Below are 18,310 nucleotides of genomic sequence, written 5' to 3' on the forward strand. Positions count from 1 at the left end.
TCTTATGCGGGGTAAACGGTCAGCAGTTCGCCAAGGTATTGCGCTGCGCCAATGTAAACATCGCCCTTAATATCCTGGGTGATGGTCAGCCCGATCAGATGGCGGCTGGCAGGCTTGGCGTCAGCAATCAGCCTTTCCATCTCGTTATACATTTCTTCGGTGATGCCGGTTTCCAGTACGCCGATGTCCAGGCGAAACGTGCCTGGCTCGTCATTCGTTTCCCACCACTCGGTCACGTTAATCAGGTAGCCGAGCGGCTCCACCACGCGCCGGATGGCACCGATGGTTCCCTTATGGCAGTGAATGAACCAGGCCGACTGAATCACGCGCCGCTTAGTGGCAACCGGCCAGTTTTCATCCCAGCGGTCAACCGACAGCGCCCAGGCCAGATAGGGCAAGAACTTCACCGGGCAAGTCAGCGGATCCCAGAGCTGCCGCAGCGGCACCGGCACGTTTTCAAGCTCCGCGCAGGCATCGGCGGCGGCGACTTCCAGCACAGAGGAACCGACGGGCAGCAGGCGATCACTCATCGTAACCGCCCACTTTCAGGGTGTACGCGGTGCAGAATGACGCCTGCGTTTTGTCCAGCTCGATGTCAGCGGCGGGGCTTTTCAGCTCCACCCGCTGCACGCCTTCAACGTGCAGCGCGGCATAAATGGCGGACAGCCGGATGTCGCGGCCTAAACGATGCTGCGCGGTGGTGTAGGCGATAAGTTTGGCTTCGGCGGCTTCGCGGATGGGTTCGGCTTCCGGACCAGGGAACAAATACAGCACGGCGTCAATGGTGTAACTGACCACGGTGGCAGACTGGACGGTCACGCGGTCAGCCACGGGGCGCACGTTTTCATCATTGAGCGCGGCCTGTACTTTCGCCAGCAGGTCTGCGGGCGCGGTGCCGTTGCCGGTCTTTGCCAGCACGGAAATCGTCACGCAGGCAGGCGACGGACTGATCACCGAAATATCCGCCACCCGCCCGTCAGCCGAGCGCCCGTGATACTCATACGCGCCGACCGGACCCGCCACGCTCAGCCCTTCAAACGCCTGCTGCGCACGGATACGCAAATCCGCATCGCTTTCCATCACCGCCGCCACGGCGGGCACGCTGACCGTATCCGCAGGCGTGATCGTCAGGCGTTCCACGCTGAACGTCGCCGCGATGTTGTCCAGGTCTGCGCCGGTGGCATAGGCCAGCATCACGGCCTGCGCCGCCTCGTTAACCCGCTGACGCAGGATCACTTCGCGGTAGGCGTTCTCCTCCAGCAGTTTCACAATCGGCTCGGGCTCCAGCGTCAGCGTGCGGGCGATGGCGGCCTGCTGGTCTTCGGGGTAAAGCGATACCAGCGTGGCTTTGCGCTCCGCCAGCAGAATTTCATAGTCCAGCACCTCCACCACGTCGGGGGCGGGTAACTGGCTGAGATCAATCGTTGCCATAAGTCAGCTCACTGGAAGGGTTAAGGAAATGGCGGCAGAGGTGTCTTTGCGGGTGCCGGTGAGTTCAACCACGGCTTTGCCGTCGTAGGTTGTTTCAAAGTTGATGCCGGTCAGGCTGACGCGCGGTTCCCATTTAAGGATCGCGCTGTAACAGGCCGCCATGATTTGCAGGCGCAGCGCCGCATTCTGCGGGCGGTCAGTCAGCTCAGACAGCAGCGAACCATAGTCGCGACGCATGACGCGGGAACCGACGGGCGTGCGCAAAATGTCGCTGACCGACTGCTGGATATGCGCAAGGTCTTCGACGCTGCGCCCCGTATCGCGAGCCAGCCCGATGTATTTTGCGTTAGTCATTTTTGAACAATAAATAGAGGCCAATAACACCAACCAACCACCAGCCAGGCGTCCCGTTTGCCAGCATGACGCCTGCTGTCGTTGCAGCGAAAACAGACAGAAAAACTCTTAGATTCTTACTCATACAATCCTCTTTATGTTGTCGGTGCGCCGGTGCTGCTGCCGCCCGTCTGGACGCCGCTGTGTTTATGGGTATGAACAACGATGCCGTTTGACGTGATGCTCCCGCCTGAATGGGTGAGGTTGCCGGTCATGGTGCCGCCTTTTTTTATCTCGATGGTGGCGGTGGTGAGTTTGTTAGTGCAGACCACTTCCGGCGTGTCGAGAGTGATGCGCGTTTTCGCCGTGCAGGTAATCAGCGGAGCAGTGACAGCCACCTTGTCCGAGGCGTTTACCGTGGCGGATTTGATGCCGGTTGCCAGCAGTGCGCCGGTTTTTGGTTCGTACTCGATCACCGCGCCGTCAGGGAAAGTGACGTGCATGGCATCGGCTGATGCCGACGGCGCAGGAAATTCATCAGAAAAAACGGCGGGCATCACAAAGGCGGTGTCGAGTTCGCCACCCAGGCAGAACAGCAAAACCTGCTCGCCGATGGACGGTGCCCACCAGGAACGGGAGCGCCCTGCGCGGGAAGTCAGCCAGTGCAGCCAGTCGGTGACGTTGCCGCCGGTGTTCACGCGACAGGTGCCCGCAACTAAATCCACCTCGGCAACGGTGCCAATGCGGATCAGATTGCGCAGCAGGCGCGGAATGTCGTTGTTTGGGATGGATGTATTCATGGATAAAAGAATGCCGCCCTGTCAGGCGGCATACAATTTGAAGCGGGTTGATGGCTGGTGGCACAACGTGGAGAGCACTGACAAGTCGGTATTAGCTAAACTTGAGCTGATACATTTCGTGTTAGAATAAATATCATCAAATTTTACAGTTTGGTTTTAGCGAGAAGCGGGGAGTAAGCAAGTAACGCTAAAAATTATTTAATAGCGGGTAATAATAAAGAAAATACAACCCTATGCTTTAGTTCGTTTTATCAATTTTAAGGAAAGTATTCCCAATCTCATCTGAGTAATCTTTTATTATCTCTGAAATTACCACGTGGTCTATAGTTGGTTTTAAAGATAATAGCGCCACAGTAATTTGCATCAAACTAATAGCAGTCGCATGAGCTGGATCAGTCATTCCTGAATTACTTTGACCAACTAGTAAGATATCTTCTTCAGTTTCACATAGACCAAGCCTATTTCTCATTGCTTTAGATCCAGTGTGTACATTCTGACTCGCCCACTTATAATAAGGGCGCATGTGTTCTAACTGAACATCTTTCTCAATAGCTCCAAACCCTACTTTAGTATGGTTTGGAAAAATAAATGATGCCCATCCATAATTATCCGCATATTTTTTACCATATTTTATTATTAATTGATCAAATTGAACCTTACACTCAGCTAATTCTTCTTCAGTTGGACCTTTTTCTTGTAACCGGTGCTCGTACTTTTTGTGTTCAATCATGCCATTGTATGAGTCAACAACTTCATGGTGGTAAAAGCGCTCAGCACACTCTTTTCCATGCTTTGCTATAAACATGGCTGTAGCTGCTACTTCATGGAGTGCTCGCCATCTAGCATGCGCAGCATCTGCAAATCCATTTTTTAGGAGACACAATATTTCATTGGCGATATGACAAGCTCTGGCATGATGTCGAACGACTAAATCAAAAACTAAATCATCTTCAGATACAGCTTGTGGCCTATAAGTGCTATTGAATTCTTCTCCGGACTCAGTACATATCACTATGAGTGTTTCGAGCAAATCGAAAGCTTCTGCCCATCTTGAGATATTTCTCGCAACAAAATCTTCTGAAAGAGAACGATGTTCTCTAAGCATTGTGTTAGTCGAATCAATAAAAGATTTTTTTACGCTAGCTGCCATTTTTGGAATTAAGTTATTAATTATTTTTTCGACGTCAATATTGTCAGCTAGTTCAGGCTTCTCATTGGCAAGGCTATCTATGTGCTCAAGTAAAATTTTATTAAAAGTATCCATGTTATCTCTTAATTAGTTTTTAAGTTTATGTTGCACTATCTTTAAAAAGATAAACAGTATGTCAGTCTAAGTCTAGCTATTTTGTGCATGGTGTTATCTAAAACTAATACATAATAGCAATTCTTCTTCCACAATTTTCATATCTTCCGCATCTAGTCCTAACAACGGGCGCGCCGGATACTGCATTTCTTTAGCACGGACAGACGGACGATCCCGCAGCCCGTACTGATGCACCTTCGCCATGCGCTGAACCTGGCCGGTGAATTCCACCACGGCGTCGTCAGCGGTGCCTTTGGCTTTCATATATTTAGCAGTGCGCAATCGGGCAAACATCTCCCGCTTAATACGGCCTTTCTTTGCCCGCAACGGCTGCGGACGTCGCGGTGTGAATGGCTGTCCTTCTGGCGTGATCTGCTGCTTAATGCGCTGCTGCTGATGTTTACGCAGACGCTTCGCAATGGCCGCCGCCATCGCCTTCCGACTTTGCGGTGAGAGCGCGGCAATCAGCCCCGCCAGCCGGGTATCAAATGCTGACAACTCACTCATGCCACTGGCTCACTAACTCGCCGTGCAGATACAGTTCACGCGGCCTTTCCACCGGCTCCGGCAGGGGTGGTTCCGGATAGTGTTCAACGTGCAGACCGGCATCAATCTGTTTGACGATCACGCGCTCGGTAAGCTGCAAATATACGGCAATATCGTAGCTGCCATCATTGAGCATATCGGCTTTGAATTTATAGCCCGTCTGCTGTTTATCGGGTGTCGCCATGATGTCCGGCTGATGCTCACGCAGCCAGGCCAGAATCGGCACCATGATCAGATCGCTGTCCTGTGCAAAGTCGGTGACCAGCAACTCCACCTGATACTGATATTCAAACGACAGCGAACTGGCTAACGTGGAAACGATGCGACCATTATCCACAAACATCCGCAATGTGTCGGGGCTGGTTTGCAGCACCGGCACGGCGTCAGTTAACGCTTTTCGCAACTGTGCGGGTTTTAACACGGTGTTCCTCCTGGCATTGTTTGACCGCTTCCACCTGGAGGCCGCAGGCTGTCAGCGCGGCCTCCAGGTTTCTGACATCACTGCTTAAATCGCCGTTAGTGACGGGTGAGCTTGCCGGTATCGGGCAGCTCGTCACCGCCGGACAGCCAACGTAAATAATCTGCGGCGCTGGCAAAGGCGGGACGGGCGTGCATCCGGCCAATGCCGTCAGGCAGGCGAGCGCTATACCAATCACGCATTTCCTGATTTTCATTGAGTAACCTTTGAATTGTGTATTCCCGATCCCGCGCCCGCTGACCGGCCTGCGTGAGCTGCGCACGCAGGCTTTGTTCCTGGCGTTCCCGCGTCACGGCGTTTTCATTCAGGCGGTGAATAGCGTTGTCGCGGCTTTCAATACCGGCGGACAGCGTGCCGATAATACGCTGCGCCTGGTCTGACTTATCAGTCAGGCCGCCGATACGCCAGGTTTGCAGCCCCGCCAGTGCGCAGGCACTCAGCAGTAAAACAATCATCAACCGCATCAGACACCCCGCAGGCAGTAGGCCAGCTCATTCGCGCGGCGGCGTTCCAGGCCGGTGACGCGCACGCCGTTCACAAACACCCAGCGCGGCAGCTGTTCGCAGGCTTTTCGCCATTCCCCCTTGTTGATGAAAAACGCCAGGGTGGATTTACACGCCGCCGTCACGCCGACGTTAAACGCAAAGGACACCACGGCGTCATACACCGGCTGCGGCATGGCAACCGGCATACAGCGCGCAATGCCTTTCTCCACCCGCATCACATCTTCCACCAGATTCACGGCGGCCTGACGTTCGCTGATTTGGGTCTGCGGCTTCACACCTGCGGTGTGCCCGATGCCGTTTGTCCAGACGCCCGCGCTGCACTGATAGGCGGACAGGCGGCAGCCTTCGGCATCGGCAATCAGTGCCAGACCGGCGGCGGAGGTTTTCAACGTCGGCGTTTGCGGCAGCAGCGCGGCAATCGCAAGTACTGCGGCGACGGCGCAGCGTCTAACGATTGATGGCTGCATTTATGTCTCCTCTGACGCCCATAGCTTTCAGCAGGCGGTAAGTTTTGCGCCGGTAGTACCAGTTCACCAGGAAGGTCGCGACGCCGACGGCGGCACCGACTAAAAAGGCAATATCCTGCGGCGACATTGCGCCGAGCCACGCAAGAAAGGCCGCGACGCAATAACAAATAAACGAGGTGATGCGCTCCATGGTCATCAGTCCCAAAGTGAGACGGTTTCGCTGACTGCGGCCTGAGTAATATCCGGCAGCTCCACCGCGTAGCCATGGGGCAAAATTGCCCCGCGAGCGGCTAAGCCAACGTTAGCCGCGTAAACCTGTTCCATCACCGATTCGGTGCGCCCGTAGTAACGCCAGCAGAGCGAATCCACGGTGTCGCCCTGTTCGGCATAGACTTTCATCAGAGCAGCCCGATCACACAGTGCGACACGCCAGCGACATCGCTGATCGCATTGCGGCCATCACGCCACAGTTCATCAACCGTACTTTCGACAATCTCCGCCTTTTTACTGCCAGCATCGGTGGTATCACTGTTCGGATATCGTTCCGCAAGAATGGCTGCCGTAATGGATGAAACCGCCCGCAGGTAGGCACAGACTTTGATACTTTCGTCATCAATCTGGTCAGCCGGGACATCAGCGAGAGTTTTGTATCCCTGTGCCAGCTGTGCGACGCGGTAGTTGTAAAGCTCAGCGTTCACTTCGGTCAGCGCGTACTTAATCACGGCGCGCAGCCGTTTGGCGGTCACTGTTCCTTCCAGGCGCAGCGTGTCGCGTAACTCCACCGGATTGATATCCGGCCAGAAGTGCGTGTTTTTAATCGCGGGTTCCGTCGTGGCGTCCGGCTTTGGTGCAGGTACAACAAGGGACATAGTGACCTCTGAATAGGGGACGGTGGACGCCAGCGTTGAACGAGGTCACAGACCTGTCGCGGCTGGCGTGCCGTCCGGCGCGGGGCGCGTTCTGTTTAGCTGCTGGCAGCCTTTTTGATGGCTGATTCCAACCGCTCAATATCCTTTTTGACGCCGCAGTTGCTGTTTAGCTGGAAGGCGCGTTTCAGGTGTTGCAGGGCGAGCGGCAGTTTCTCCGCATCGCGATACAGGTAGCCGGTGATTTTGTGCAGCTTGGCGCGTACCTGATCCGGCATGTCCTGGCTTTCCGTCAGTTCCATCGTGGTCATCAGTACATCGAGACTGACCGGCTCACCGGCAGCATGAGCGCGGGTGCTCATGTCGGCGATTTCCTCCGCCAGCGCATAACCGGCAGGGCGTTTGCCGAACGGCATCGCCAGCTTGTAATGCAGCGCATAACGGGCGATTTCCAGCGCACCGGCATAATCACCGGCATCAATACGCCAGATCATGATGGTCATCAGGATGGCGTCCTGAGCGCCTTTACCCTCAGCGAGAACGCCCGCCACCCACGGCGCATATTCGGGCAGCATCTTGCGTTTGAGTTCTGCCTTTTTCTCAGCGGAATAGGCCTTCTTCAGGGCTTTCTGGTCAGCATTAAGCTGTTGCAGCAGCAGTTCATAGCCGGTGGCATGACGCAGCAGGCCGGTATCCTGCTGCGCGGCTTCGATCGCTGACTGCCGCAACAAGTGGCGTCGGGCAGGGCTGGTCATAACTTACTCCTGAGCTGCCGGTGCGGTGGTACCGGATGCAGTTTTGATAGCATCAACGATCGCCGAGGTGAATTTACTGAGTTCGGCCTTTTCAGCAGCGTCGTCTTCTCCGGCGGTCACTTCGATGTTCTCGATCAGGCAGCCGCAGCCGTAATCTTCCACCACGTAATCCTCGTTAATGGATTCGTAGTTTTCGATACGGTCACGCTTCGGCACTTCCTCAACGTGGCGGCGGTGCGTGCCGTCCTGCCAGTAAATGGACAGGTTATCCAGACGGGTAATCAGCATGGCGTTAGCAGGGAAGCCGGGCACGCGAACGGCGGGCAGATTGCCGATGCGTTTCTGGCTGACAATCAGGTCGGCGGCCATCGCCTCAGTGTTTGGCTGTTGTTTGTTGATCAGCGGGAAATACTTATCCGCGAGCAGCTTGCGGCCACAGATAACCACCAGTTCGGTGTCGTCCTGATAGATTGGGTCGATCAGTTCATTCACCGCATCAAAGACCAGCGCGTCGAGGTTTTTGTACTCACCTTCGCCACCGACTTTCACCGCCTCATTGGTCACGGTGCCGTCTTCGGCGACAATCATGCCCATCACTTTGGTTGGGGCATTCAGGCGGTATTTTTGCAACCAGCCCACGCCGACATCCTGCAACAGCGGATTCTGAACCCGGTTAGACGTCGGTGCGCGTGAAACGCCATTAAAGCCGACCAGGATGCGATCCAGCGCCTGACGCTTGATAATGGCGTCACGCAAACGGGTCTGAAAATCGTTATAGCGCGCCCACAAATCCAGCTTGCTGTACATCCAGTGGAAGTCGTAGTTGGTTTTGGTGCAGTGATAGCCTTCCTGATCGAGCTTGGTGAAATCAGCGGTTTCACGCTCGTCACCCGCGTCAGTGTTGGTGGTACTGGCAATCGTGCCGGTGACGCCGACGCCAACTTTCGCGCCCATCATTTCGTCCACCGGAATGATGTTGATACGGGTCAGAAACTCTGAGGATTCCTGTAATCGGGTCATCAGCGTCTGCGTGACGGACGGCTCGACGTTAAATTTCTTGTCCAGCGTACCGACGTCAACGTTGTTGAGTTTGGCGAGCTGAGACAGGAACGCATTAAATTTAAAGCGCGTTTCTTTTTTCATGACTTATTTCCTAAGGGTGAATTAAATGTGTCGGATCAGCAGTCGGTCACTGTCTCGTCAGCGCCTGTGCCGCCGGTGGCGTGCGGGCGCTGGTTAAAGTTCTGCGCCGGTGTCTGCGCCAACTTGCCTTTCAATTCATTGAGGGCTTCATGTTCGGCAGCGGTGGATTTTTCCAGGATATCGACGCGGCTCAGCAGGTCGGTCAGGCTGGTTTCATGCTTATCCAGTTCAGTCTGAGCGTATTGAGCGACCTCGCTGACGGCTTCATGAACATCGGCCAGACAGGCATCGTCGGACGCCTGCTTACGTGAAAGTTTTTGTTTCACCAGGGCGAAAAGAGAAGGGGCTGTATCCGGTGCATCTTCAAACTCAATCAGTGCTTCGGTGGCGACGGTGAAGAGGCTGTCCGGATCGGTTTTGCGACCGGCGAGCGGGTTCTGTTTTGCGGTACGGCTGAACTCCAGCATTTCAGTGCCGAGGCTTGCGGGGTCGTCGGTGACGGCCAGACCGACCAGGTAGGATTTATTTGAGTTGGCGAAGTTGCGTTTGATCTCCATCGAGGTGTAAACCTTCTGCCCGTCGCCGACCATCTGCGTTAAATCCGCGGTCGGGCTGATCATTGCGTACAGCGCCCATTTGTCATGCAGCAGCGGTTCAGCCGCGTCATCAATCTGTTCGGCTTTAAGCTGGATCACGTCGCCATAGCGGCGGAAATCGCTGGTCGGCAATACGCCTTTGATGTGCTCCAGATTGACGCGGGCGCCATAGGCTTTCGCGCTGTATGTCTCCGCCATTTGCTTGATGTCGTTAGCATCAATTTCGCGGCCGTCGCAGGTGTCGCCTTCGACCCCGATGCGGAACCATTTCGATACTTTCTTTGCCATGTGACTGACTCCGGTAATGAGTGTTGAGAACGGGAGTTAGTTTCCAGACAGTCACCGCAGGCTGCCAGCCGATGCGGGTTGTTGCCCGATGGCACAACGTGGGCAGCGCGAAAAACGGTTGTCTGGCCGGTAACGTGGCGGCATGAATATTTCAAACTCCACCATCATCAGCGACCCGCGCCGACAGGCGGCACTGCTTTACTGGCAGGGTTTTTCTGTGCGGCAAATCGGGGAGATGCTGAGCCAAAAAACGCCGACCGTGCAGAGCTGGAAAACTCGCGATCAGTGGGAAGCGATCGCGCCCATTTCCCGCGTGGAAACCAGCATGGAAGCGCGGCTTATTCAGCTCGTCATGAAAGATGTGAAGGAGGGGAAAGATTACAAAGAGATCGACCTGTTAGGCCGACAGATTGAACGCCTGGCAAGGGTAAACCGTTACAACCACACCGGCAGCGAGGCTGATTTAAATCCGAACGTCGCGAACCGCAACAAGGGCGAACGCAAGGCACCCGAAAAGAATGTTTTCAGCGATGAGGCCATCGAAAAGCTCGGCGATATCTTCATTGAAACGTCGTTCGAGTATCAGCGCGGCTGGCATCAGGCAGGGCTTCAGCACCGTATCCGCAACATCCTCAAGTCCCGCCAGATTGGTGCAACCTTCTACTTTGCCCGGGAAGCGTTGATTGATGCGCTGACCACCGGCCGTAATCAGATTTTCCTGTCAGCCAGTAAGGCGCAGGCGCACGTCTTTAAGAACTACATCATCGACTTTGCGAGACAGGTGGATGTCGATTTAAAAGGCGACCCGATTGTGTTGCCGAACGGCGCACGGCTGATTTTCCTTGGGACTAACGTCCGTACTGCGCAGAGCTATACCGGCAATCTTTACCTGGATGAATACTTCTGGATCCCTAAGTTTCAGGAGCTGCGCAAAGTGGCTTCCGGCATGTCACTACATAAGAAATGGCGAAGCACCTATTTTTCCACGCCGTCGAGCCTTGCACACAGCGCCTATCCGTTCTGGTCGGGTGAACTGTTCAACAAAGGCCGTCGCAATAAAGCCGACAGGATTGACCTGGATCTGACGCATGCGCACCTGTCAAAGGGCGTTCTGTGCGATGACGGCCAGTGGCGGCAGATTGTGACGGTAGAAGACGCACTTTCAGGAGGCTGTAACCTGTTCGACCTGGAACAGCTGCAACTGGAATACAGCCCAGCCGAATATGAAAACCTGCTGATGTGTGAGTTCGTGGATGATCAGGCGTCTGTGTTCCCGTTCGCCGAGTTGCAGGGCTGCATGGTGGACAGCCTGGACGAGTGGGAAGACTTCGACCCGTATCTTAAGCGGCCATTTGCCTATCGTCCCGTCTGGATTGGTTACGACCCGTCGCACACCGGCGACAGCGCAGGCTGCGCGGTAATTGCTCCGCCGGTAGTGTCTGGCGGCAAGTTCCGCGTGCTCGAGCGTCACCAATGGAAGGGTATGGACTTTGCCGCGCAGGCCAAAAGTATCGAAGAACTCACCAATCGTTATGCAGTGGAGTACATCGGTATCGATGCGACTGGCATCGGGCAGGGTGTATTCCAGCTTGTTCAGCAGTTCTTTCCGGCGGCGCGTGAGATCCGTTACAGCCCCGAGGTGAAAACCGCACTGGTACTCAAAGCAAAAGACACCATCAGCTCCGGCCGCCTGGAATATGACACCGGCCATACCGACATCACAGCCTCGTTTATGGCGATCCGCAAAACGATGACCGCCAGCGGCAACCGTTCAACCTACGAAGCCAGCCGCAGTGAAGAGGCCAGCCACGCCGACGTTGCGTGGGCAATCATGCACGCCCTGTTAAACGAACCGCTGACCGCCGCCAACGGCGGACAAAGCCCGAACATTCTGGAGTTCTACTAAATGAGCAAGCGCAAATATCGTAAAACCACACAGACCACGACCACTGAAAGCCAGCAGGGCGCGGAGGTATTCAGCTTCGGTGATCCGACGCCGGTTTTAGACCGCCGCGAGATTCTGGATTACATCGAGTGCACAGGTAATGGCCGCTGGTATGAGCCGCCTGTCAGTTTCGACGGGCTTGCCCGCAGCCTGCGCGCCGCCGTTCATCACAGCTCCCCGATTTACGTGAAGCGCAATATCCTCGCTTCGACATTTATCCCGCATCCGCTCCTGAGCCAGCAGGAGTTCAGCAAATTCGCGCTGGATTATCTGGTGTTCGGGAATGCGTATCTGGAACTGATCCGCAACCAGCTCGGCGAACCGCTGCGATTTGAGGCTGTGCCAGCTAAGTATGTTCGTCGCGGAGTGGAAGAGGGGACATATTGGTTTGTACAAGGTTGGAAGGAACCGCACCAGTTCGCAGCAGGCAGCATCTTTCATCTGATTGAACCGGATATTAACCAGGAGATTTACGGCCTGCCGGAATACCTGAGCGCGCTTAACTCTGCCTGGCTGAACGAGGCCGCAACACTGTTCCGCCGGAAGTATTACCAAAACGGTGCACACGCCGGCTACATCTTGTATATGACCGACGCCGCCCAGAGCAGCAGTGATATCGATTCAATGCGTAAGGCAATGAGGGACACCAAAGGCCTGGGAAACTTTCGCAACCTGTTCATGTACGCGCCGAACGGCAAGAAAGACGGCATTCAGATCCTGCCGCTAAGTGAGGTCGCCACCAAGGATGATTTCTTCAATATCAAGAAATCAAGCCGTGATGACCTGCTGAGCGCTCACCGCGTTCCACCGCAGATGATGGGGATCATACCTGATAATGCCGGAGGGTTTGGGGATGTGGAGAAGGCGGCGCAGGTGTTCGTTAGGAATGAGCTGACGCCGCTGCAGGAGAGGATGAAGGAGATAAATGCTTTAGATGGAGAAATTGTTATGATGTTTAGTAAATATCAGCTGACTAATAAGTAAATAGCCTTAATTATATAAGGATAATAGACTGTAAACCCCAATTATTATCGGTAATGCCGCATAAAATAATATCATCAATGAATCTGTGTTTTTATATTTAGTGTGCATTTTGAACAGGTGTACTATCGAATCATTACTAAGTTTGTTTTTGATGAGTCGATCATATTCAACACTTAATATATCATAGTTATCCTCTGGTAATTGCTCGCTGGAATCTGAGCGATTATCAATGAATTTTTTTCTTTTCTCCAAAATGGTAATGATTTCATCATGAATTAAATTTATTTTTTGGAAGCGAATGGTACTCCCAGTGATTAGGAGGTTGTTTATTTCAGCGATTTTTTCCATTGCATTTATAGTTGTGTATTTATATTTTTGTCGGTCAAGGAAAAATGAAAATGAAAATAAAGCCAATGAATAAGCGATAACTATGCCTAAAATTAAGTGAAGATTTGAACCGGCATTAAGCTTATAACTTATCCCGCTAATATCACCATCTCCGATAGTGATATACCCACTTGAAAATAATATCCCAATACAGGAAGTAATGATTAAAAAATTCGCACTTTTTTGTGTTGCTTCTGAACGGTAATCTTTCAGAAGAATATCCATTATATATGATATATTTTTCCCATCTAAATTATTTTCTGTATCGGTCATAGTGTGCCTCATGAAAATTAATGTTAAGGGGGGCTTACCCCCTCAGGAGTTAGAGTATAACTAAGGATCTTGAGTCAGGATTGAAATATTTTCCAACAGTGAGGTTCGTTCCTTCGTATTCAGTGTCGATTCCTGATGTTGCATAGATTAACTGAAAATCATGCGTATATTTAGAGGTTTCATTAACAATGATTTTTTGCAAATTATAGTTTCGATCTTTCTCCATGCCATCTAACATCAAGAAATTCCCCAAATTCATGTAAGCATGTGTAACCCTATAGTAAATCTTATGATAAATGCTCACAAGAAAAAGAGACAATTGGAGTAAAAGCGCGCAATGCTATCCCCGCCACGCCTGCCCGCTTTATGGGGCGCTTTTGATGCAGTTGCGTGATCCACTGTGATCCACGCCAGCACTGGTGTCGCGGGGAGAAAAGAGCAGGGCGATCACAATGCAAAATCATGCACTCACTGCATGCAGAGCTTACAAAGAGAGATCGCCCGCAATCCTGGCTATTCTTCATCGTCGTAAACAGAGAATGGCACTGACGGCGTATCTGCTTCATCCAGAACGCTGTCGGCCATATCAGAGATCATTTCCATCACCAGCGCGTAGTCGTCATTTTTGCACTGGCCTGACTGTGCTATGTCAGCCATAAGCCGGATTTTTATCAAAGCCATCTTTAGCTCATGAGAGGATTCCATTACTCACTCCAATGCACTGTTTATTTATACAGTATAATATTACCATTCCTTAACAAATTCCAATAAAAACTGAATGTTACTTTTTAACCAATAGCTTAGATGAATGTTTAAACAGTCCTAATCGTCATAAAATTCCTGCCAGTCCATAAGAGGGGGATGATGGATCACAACATCACCAAAACTCATTTTGGCTCCCCTGGTTAACGCTTCCAGCTCCCATCTTTGAGCTTTGATATCGTATTTAAGCAATTCTTGTTCAATCTGAGGCAATCGCGCCCGTTCTTCAGGCGTTAATCTTGCTGATGGGGCAACATCGCGACCCTTTGTTGGGTCAAAACTTCGCTGCGCCTTGCTGACTCTCGGTGTTTCCTCCCTTAAACGCACCACAATCGCCCTCACGGCGGCTGTGTCTGTCCAGTCAATAACTCGCAGGTTGTCAGAATTAGACGTTGTAAGGTCGCTCCCAGTCTTGCTATCGCGCCTATTTGCAGCCTGTTTCTTTCCACCTAACCCACAGTTATTGACAGGACTCCGAGGCGCGCCGTGGGCGCTTTTTGAGGTCAAAACCTCAACGTCAACGGCGGAAGAAACGATGCGCCATTGAGTTGTACGGGTTTCATAAACGCGGGAGTCGCCGAGGTGAGGCGCGAAAATACCCACAACCTTTTTCACTTCTTCATCGTATGCGTTCAGCTCGTCAGCTACGCGGCGGGCTACGCGCACAGTCTGATCGTCGCGAGGCACATTTGCGCCGCCCTGGGCTGACATGTACGCCATAAAATCACCGGCATCAGCAGCAGCACGGACAGCTTCCACTTCTTCGTCAAAGGTTTCAGTCAGACTGATGGAACGGATGCGGCGGCACTCACGGTATGAACCCATGGTAGGCAGGCCGATAGGATGAAATTGAGGGATCCGCCAGGTAGCAGCCCAGGCGGTGACAGCAGCAGCGGAGTCCGTCAGCAACTCGCCGGTTTCGTGGTCGCGCTCGCCTTCCAGTGCATAACCGTCGATGTTTTTTGCGATGTATTTGGCGATGTAGCCAGCCGCGCCTCCACGGTTCAGGTGCTTACAGTCAAACCGGTTTTTAGCTGCGCCGCGTTCATCACCGTCTTCTTTCATGGCATATTTGCGCATGATATCGATCACCCGCTGACGCATGGCGGGCTTGGTGAATAACATCATGTGCCAGTGCGGGGTCGCGTCGTGGTGAGGCTCAACAACGCGCATCCCGTAAACGGACAGGCCGCTATCTTTGAACGCGGTGCGCATTTTGCTCCAGATCCCGCACAGATAACGCTGCGCATCTTTTGGGGTATAGGCTTCTTTGTCCCAGGCGTGATTTCGCTGAACGCGTTTTTTATCACCCTTGCCCACCATGCGGGTCGGGTGATATTTGGAAGGCGTGGTGATGGTCAGAAACATCCCGACGTCGCCATTTGCAGCGGCATATTTTTCGGTGCCGGCGATCGTACTCATTAACTCCATGCGGCGGATTTCAGGGTTTGAAATACTCGCCATCACTTTGTCGATCAGACTGAAACGCTCGCCGGTTTCGATGTTTTCCAGGTAGCAGCTTTTCAGATAGTCGAGATTCGACAGACGGCGCGCACGTACTTCACGGATAGCCTGCTTACTGGCATACGGGGAGGCGTCACGGTTCACCTTGCCGATGGCGATCAGCAAGGATTCACGCCAGCGTGTGCGCTGGCCTTTAAACTGGCGTAACCACCAATCCGGATTAACCAGGCGCGACATGGAGGCGATAGCGGAAACGGCATCCAGCTTGCCTTTGCAAAATCTTGTCCAGTATATCGGGGTGACATTGAAAGCCTGTGCCATACCTGCGATTTCGCTGTACAGCTCGCACTGGATATCATCCTCAAAAAGAATCGAATTATCCCCGTTGTATTGAGCAAGCAGCTGATAACAACGATCTTCAAAGATTTCTTTGAGTTGTCCGGCAATGTCCTGCGCGAACCGCCGCAGCGGTTTATCGCTCATGCTCGGCAGGCCGTGATAAGTGTCTGCCTGAGACATGAATTTCATGGAAGCTTTAACATTCATCGCATAAGCGGCATTGACCGCTTCGACGCGGGGAAGGATGCTGCGACCAAGGGTATATACCAGATATTTATTGGCAGCGTGGATACCCTGGGTTTTCAGCAGATACGCATGACGGCCTGTGAAAATTTCCCGCAGGTCGGTAGAGAGGTTTTTTACTCTGATTAAAACAGCTTGCCCCTGATCATATTCATCACGGGTAAGCGGTCTTTCCAGCCCAGAAACGGCCTGGCGTGGTTTGTTCCAGGGAAACGCCCAAGCTTCGGGCGTTTTAATCTGTGGAGTGAAGCGACTTAAACTCACTCGCACACACCGGCATAAACGCTGTTACAGAGAGTTTGGTCAGTTGCACACAGCAGCAAATCAAATTGATTCCCGCCACGAGTTGTCAAAGCCCAATCTTTATAGGTATGAATACCATGCGATTTTAGACTGACATCAGTGCCGTTCTTTGTTGCCTTTTTAGGATCGTGTCCAGCATGAAAAAATACTGCATTTCCTCTGCGTGAACAGGCTGCGACAATCTCCTCCCATTCTGAAAGACGCTTCATTTGTTCAGGCCAGCGTAGGAAAATCTGAGCCAACTCAGCTTTAACAACATTCACGCATGGCATGCAACCAACCCGATTGCAGCCCTGTTGATAAAGTGGATTGGGTTTTATTCCGTGTCGCTTTGCCAGGGCAAAGACATCATCATGCGTCCAGTTAAGGATCGGGCGATAAATATTCAGTCCTTTACCCAGGTCAAAACCAGATTCCCATTCAGCTAATGAAGCACGCTCCGGGGACTCCTGAGCACGAACCCCCTGCCATAAAACGACTTCGCCAAATTGAGTGAGTAATGGGTTAACAAACTGGTCTCGCACAGGGTCATGTTTAAGTTCAATTGAACAAAAACGCGCTTTTGATGAAGGAAAACGCCCCTTCCACATGCACAGGTCTAAGAACGGATTGCCCGTTGGATGAAGCGTTTTTAGTGCAGTGTCGATTATTTTTTTGGCCTGTTCAAAAGTAAATCCGCATTCCTCAGTAAGAGATACAGGCCATTTTTCAGAAATAAACTTTCTCTTTTGAGAAATGCGATCGGCAAAATTAGCTTTGACTCTTTTCACCGTTCCCAGCTTTCCCTCCAGGTAAGATAAATAATCCAGAGTTTGCGGATGCTCATGACCAGTATCTGCAAAGACAGCCGTATACAACACACCAGCTTCACGAGCCAACAGCCACTGAGCCAGCGAATCTTTCCCGCCTGAAATAGTAATTGCGTTCATTGCTTCCGCATTAAAACAGCGGTTATCAATTACCATCACATGCCACCTTTAATATCAGAGAAGAAATAGCGGGCTGCGTTCACGCCAAGGAGAAGAAGAACTATTGAGAAATAGATCATTGTTTTCTCCGGTAATGTCTGGCGTTCAACTCAGCGAGTTCCTTGCAATAGACACAAAGCTCAACCCCTGGCAGAGCTGCTCGGCGTTCCTTCGGTATTGGGCGGTCACAGTCGATGCAGAACATTGCGGAAATGCCCGCAACAGTTGCGCGGGCGGCTTGGATTTGGGCGGAAAGAATGAGGTCAGCGCGTTCCTGAGCGGTGTCGATCACATCAGCCATTGTTACGCCTCCGCTTCACTTTGAATTCGGTTAGCCTCAATGCGTAGTGCCTCCGCAGCTTCAATCCCTGTCATTTCACGTTTGAGGATAAAACTGGCAATCGCTTCCAGGCGGCCAGCAAATACAACCGCTCGATTGGCGCGTTCTTCATTACGAGCAGTATTCAGCATCAACGATAAATCAGGAACCGAGGTGTAATCGCGTTCTGGTGAAGCTAAATCAATGCCCATAACCGGCAAACCAACAATATTCTGACGGGTGTTATCAATCATATTTTTCATATAAGAACTCCTGTTTTGGGCAAAAGAATGCCCGGCGGGTTGACGCCAGTTAATTTGGATTTGGGTTAGTGTTTAATGTTTATCTTGCAGTCATCTTCACTGATAAATTTCGGCAGTGATTCAGTTAAACCAAGCAAAGAATTTAGCGCCGCAACTACTTGATGCCTTTCCGTCGGCGTTAATTCAGCAAACTTCATCTCAAGATGGCGACGAGATAAGCCAGCATGAAAACAGATTGTTCTACGCATATGCAGCGGCTGAGTATCAAATGTTTCCTGCGCTACGTTCTTTCTAAATTCAAACATCTCTTTAATTCTGGAAAGATGTTTCTTGCCTATTTGAATATGTTCTTCATTCACTAAAGACATAATCACCTCAACTAAACAGACGCTTTAAAAGCGGTTTTGAATTTCTCACGGCCTGCGGGGCAGTGGCTTGTGACATTGAAGGGTTCCAACGCTTTCCACCTGGCAATTCAATGCAACCATGGTCGAAATGACGAGAAGGACTTTGCTGTTTTAAAAATGGAGCAATAGAAACAGCCATAT

General features: G+C 52.0%; 28 protein-coding genes. 3 read left to right on the forward strand and 25 right to left on the reverse strand.

Going from position 1 to position 18,310, the window contains the following annotated elements:
• Positions 1-2: 2 nt before the first annotated feature.
• The 17 genes from CKQ54_RS11365 to CKQ54_RS11440 all read right to left on the reverse strand — a co-directional run bounded on the left by CKQ54_RS11365 (position 3) and on the right by CKQ54_RS11440 (position 9,512).
• The gene (locus CKQ54_RS11365) at positions 3-530 is read right to left on the reverse strand and encodes a phage tail protein I (RefSeq protein WP_120161720.1); all 528 of its coding nucleotides are present in this window, start codon (positions 528-530) and stop codon (positions 3-5) included.
• Positions 523-1,431, reverse strand: a complete 909-nt coding sequence (locus tag CKQ54_RS11370) for a baseplate assembly protein (RefSeq protein ID WP_120161721.1) — start codon at positions 1,429-1,431, stop codon at positions 523-525. Before CKQ54_RS11370 ends, CKQ54_RS11365 begins: the two co-directional genes overlap by 8 nt.
• A gap of 3 nt (positions 1,432-1,434) precedes the next feature.
• Positions 1,435-1,785, reverse strand: coding sequence for a GPW/gp25 family protein (locus CKQ54_RS11375; RefSeq protein WP_120161877.1), 351 nt, complete (start codon positions 1,783-1,785; stop codon positions 1,435-1,437).
• Positions 1,778-1,909: a hypothetical protein gene (locus tag CKQ54_RS25975; RefSeq protein ID WP_255563890.1), complete on the reverse strand. Its 132-nt coding sequence runs from the start codon at positions 1,907-1,909 to the stop codon at positions 1,778-1,780. Before CKQ54_RS25975 ends, CKQ54_RS11375 begins: the two co-directional genes overlap by 8 nt.
• A 10-nt stretch (positions 1,910-1,919) precedes the next feature.
• Positions 1,920-2,564: a phage baseplate assembly protein V gene (locus tag CKQ54_RS11380; protein WP_120161722.1), complete on the reverse strand. Its 645-nt coding sequence runs from the start codon at positions 2,562-2,564 to the stop codon at positions 1,920-1,922.
• Between the two features lie 238 nt (positions 2,565-2,802).
• The gene (locus CKQ54_RS11385; RefSeq protein WP_120161723.1) at positions 2,803-3,828 is read right to left on the reverse strand and encodes a DUF5677 domain-containing protein; all 1,026 of its coding nucleotides are present in this window, start codon (positions 3,826-3,828) and stop codon (positions 2,803-2,805) included.
• Positions 3,829-3,921: 93 nt separating this feature from the next.
• The gene (locus CKQ54_RS11390; protein ID WP_120161724.1) at positions 3,922-4,374 is read right to left on the reverse strand and encodes a phage virion morphogenesis protein; all 453 of its coding nucleotides are present in this window, start codon (positions 4,372-4,374) and stop codon (positions 3,922-3,924) included.
• On the reverse strand, positions 4,367-4,834 hold the full coding sequence (locus tag CKQ54_RS11395; RefSeq protein WP_120161725.1) for a phage tail protein: 468 nt from the start codon (positions 4,832-4,834) through the stop codon (positions 4,367-4,369). Before CKQ54_RS11395 ends, CKQ54_RS11390 begins: the two co-directional genes overlap by 8 nt.
• Positions 4,797-5,036, reverse strand: coding sequence for an Rz1-like lysis system protein LysC (gene lysC / locus CKQ54_RS25775; protein ID WP_244220197.1), 240 nt, complete (start codon positions 5,034-5,036; stop codon positions 4,797-4,799). The genes CKQ54_RS11395 and lysC overlap by 38 nt, the downstream gene beginning before the upstream one ends.
• Positions 4,930-5,355, reverse strand: a complete 426-nt coding sequence (gene lysB, locus CKQ54_RS11405; protein ID WP_120161727.1) for an Rz-like lysis system protein LysB — start codon at positions 5,353-5,355, stop codon at positions 4,930-4,932. Before lysB ends, lysC begins: the two co-directional genes overlap by 107 nt.
• Positions 5,355-5,864: a lysozyme gene (locus CKQ54_RS11410; RefSeq protein ID WP_120161728.1), complete on the reverse strand. Its 510-nt coding sequence runs from the start codon at positions 5,862-5,864 to the stop codon at positions 5,355-5,357. Before CKQ54_RS11410 ends, lysB begins: the two co-directional genes overlap by 1 nt.
• The gene (locus CKQ54_RS11415) at positions 5,845-6,054 is read right to left on the reverse strand and encodes a phage holin (RefSeq protein ID WP_047609759.1); all 210 of its coding nucleotides are present in this window, start codon (positions 6,052-6,054) and stop codon (positions 5,845-5,847) included. Before CKQ54_RS11415 ends, CKQ54_RS11410 begins: the two co-directional genes overlap by 20 nt.
• Before the next feature lie 5 nt (positions 6,055-6,059).
• Positions 6,060-6,263, reverse strand: coding sequence for a tail protein X (locus CKQ54_RS11420; RefSeq protein ID WP_113876574.1), 204 nt, complete (start codon positions 6,261-6,263; stop codon positions 6,060-6,062).
• Complete coding sequence (locus CKQ54_RS11425) at positions 6,263-6,733, reverse strand: head completion/stabilization protein (protein WP_120161729.1); 471 nt, start codon at positions 6,731-6,733, stop codon at positions 6,263-6,265. The genes CKQ54_RS11420 and CKQ54_RS11425 overlap by 1 nt, the downstream gene beginning before the upstream one ends.
• A gap of 95 nt (positions 6,734-6,828) precedes the next feature.
• Positions 6,829-7,485, reverse strand: a complete 657-nt coding sequence (locus CKQ54_RS11430) for a phage terminase small subunit (protein ID WP_120161730.1) — start codon at positions 7,483-7,485, stop codon at positions 6,829-6,831.
• 3 nt (positions 7,486-7,488) lie between these two features.
• Complete coding sequence (locus CKQ54_RS11435; protein ID WP_120161731.1) at positions 7,489-8,628, reverse strand: phage major capsid protein, P2 family; 1,140 nt, start codon at positions 8,626-8,628, stop codon at positions 7,489-7,491.
• Positions 8,629-8,663: 35 nt separating this feature from the next.
• Positions 8,664-9,512 (reverse strand): GPO family capsid scaffolding protein, encoded by an 849-nt coding sequence (locus CKQ54_RS11440; RefSeq protein WP_120161732.1) that lies wholly within the window; start codon positions 9,510-9,512, stop codon positions 8,664-8,666.
• 23 nt (positions 9,513-9,535) lie between these two features.
• Between CKQ54_RS11440 and CKQ54_RS25980 the strand changes: the two genes are divergently transcribed.
• The 3 genes from CKQ54_RS25980 to CKQ54_RS11450 are packed head-to-tail and all read left to right on the forward strand — an operon-like array spanning position 9,536 to position 12,441.
• Positions 9,536-9,658, forward strand: a complete 123-nt coding sequence (locus CKQ54_RS25980) for a hypothetical protein (protein WP_279630509.1) — start codon at positions 9,536-9,538, stop codon at positions 9,656-9,658.
• Positions 9,655-11,418, forward strand: coding sequence for a terminase ATPase subunit family protein (locus CKQ54_RS11445; RefSeq protein WP_120161733.1), 1,764 nt, complete (start codon positions 9,655-9,657; stop codon positions 11,416-11,418). Before CKQ54_RS25980 ends, CKQ54_RS11445 begins: the two co-directional genes overlap by 4 nt.
• Positions 11,419-12,441 carry a phage portal protein gene (locus tag CKQ54_RS11450; RefSeq protein ID WP_120161734.1) on the forward strand — a complete coding sequence of 341 codons (1,023 nt, stop codon included), beginning with the start codon at positions 11,419-11,421 and terminating at the stop codon, positions 12,439-12,441. It abuts the gene before it with no gap.
• Positions 12,442-12,447: 6 nt separating this feature from the next.
• Here the strand turns inward: CKQ54_RS11450 and CKQ54_RS11455 are convergent, their stop codons facing one another.
• The 8 genes from CKQ54_RS11455 to CKQ54_RS11485 form a co-directional block, all read right to left on the reverse strand.
• A complete protein-coding gene (locus tag CKQ54_RS11455) occupies positions 12,448-13,101 on the reverse strand; it encodes a hypothetical protein (RefSeq protein WP_120161735.1) in 654 nt (217 codons plus the stop codon).
• Between the two features lie 513 nt (positions 13,102-13,614).
• Positions 13,615-13,758, reverse strand: coding sequence for a hypothetical protein (locus tag CKQ54_RS25495; RefSeq protein ID WP_167459630.1), 144 nt, complete (start codon positions 13,756-13,758; stop codon positions 13,615-13,617).
• A gap of 165 nt (positions 13,759-13,923) precedes the next feature.
• Positions 13,924-16,173: a replication endonuclease gene (locus tag CKQ54_RS11460; RefSeq protein WP_120161736.1), complete on the reverse strand. Its 2,250-nt coding sequence runs from the start codon at positions 16,171-16,173 to the stop codon at positions 13,924-13,926.
• Positions 16,170-17,177: a phosphoadenosine phosphosulfate reductase domain-containing protein gene (locus CKQ54_RS11465; protein ID WP_120161737.1), complete on the reverse strand. Its 1,008-nt coding sequence runs from the start codon at positions 17,175-17,177 to the stop codon at positions 16,170-16,172. The genes CKQ54_RS11460 and CKQ54_RS11465 overlap by 4 nt, the downstream gene beginning before the upstream one ends.
• A gap of 79 nt (positions 17,178-17,256) precedes the next feature.
• The gene (locus CKQ54_RS11470) at positions 17,257-17,481 is read right to left on the reverse strand and encodes a TraR/DksA C4-type zinc finger protein (RefSeq protein ID WP_120161738.1); all 225 of its coding nucleotides are present in this window, start codon (positions 17,479-17,481) and stop codon (positions 17,257-17,259) included.
• 2 nt (positions 17,482-17,483) lie between these two features.
• Complete coding sequence (locus tag CKQ54_RS11475; protein ID WP_244220198.1) at positions 17,484-17,762, reverse strand: DUF2732 family protein; 279 nt, start codon at positions 17,760-17,762, stop codon at positions 17,484-17,486.
• Between the two features lie 65 nt (positions 17,763-17,827).
• Positions 17,828-18,130 carry a hypothetical protein gene (locus CKQ54_RS11480; protein ID WP_120161739.1) on the reverse strand — a complete coding sequence of 101 codons (303 nt, stop codon included), beginning with the start codon at positions 18,128-18,130 and terminating at the stop codon, positions 17,828-17,830.
• Positions 18,131-18,137: 7 nt separating this feature from the next.
• Positions 18,138-18,308 (reverse strand): phage filamentation protein Fil family protein, encoded by a 171-nt coding sequence (locus CKQ54_RS11485; protein WP_120161740.1) that lies wholly within the window; start codon positions 18,306-18,308, stop codon positions 18,138-18,140.
• Between the last annotated feature and the right edge of the window lie 2 nt (positions 18,309-18,310).

It is taken from the genome of Rahnella variigena (genome assembly GCF_003610915.1).
In the GTDB taxonomy this organism is placed as follows: Bacteria; Pseudomonadota; Gammaproteobacteria; order Enterobacterales; family Enterobacteriaceae; genus Rahnella; species Rahnella variigena.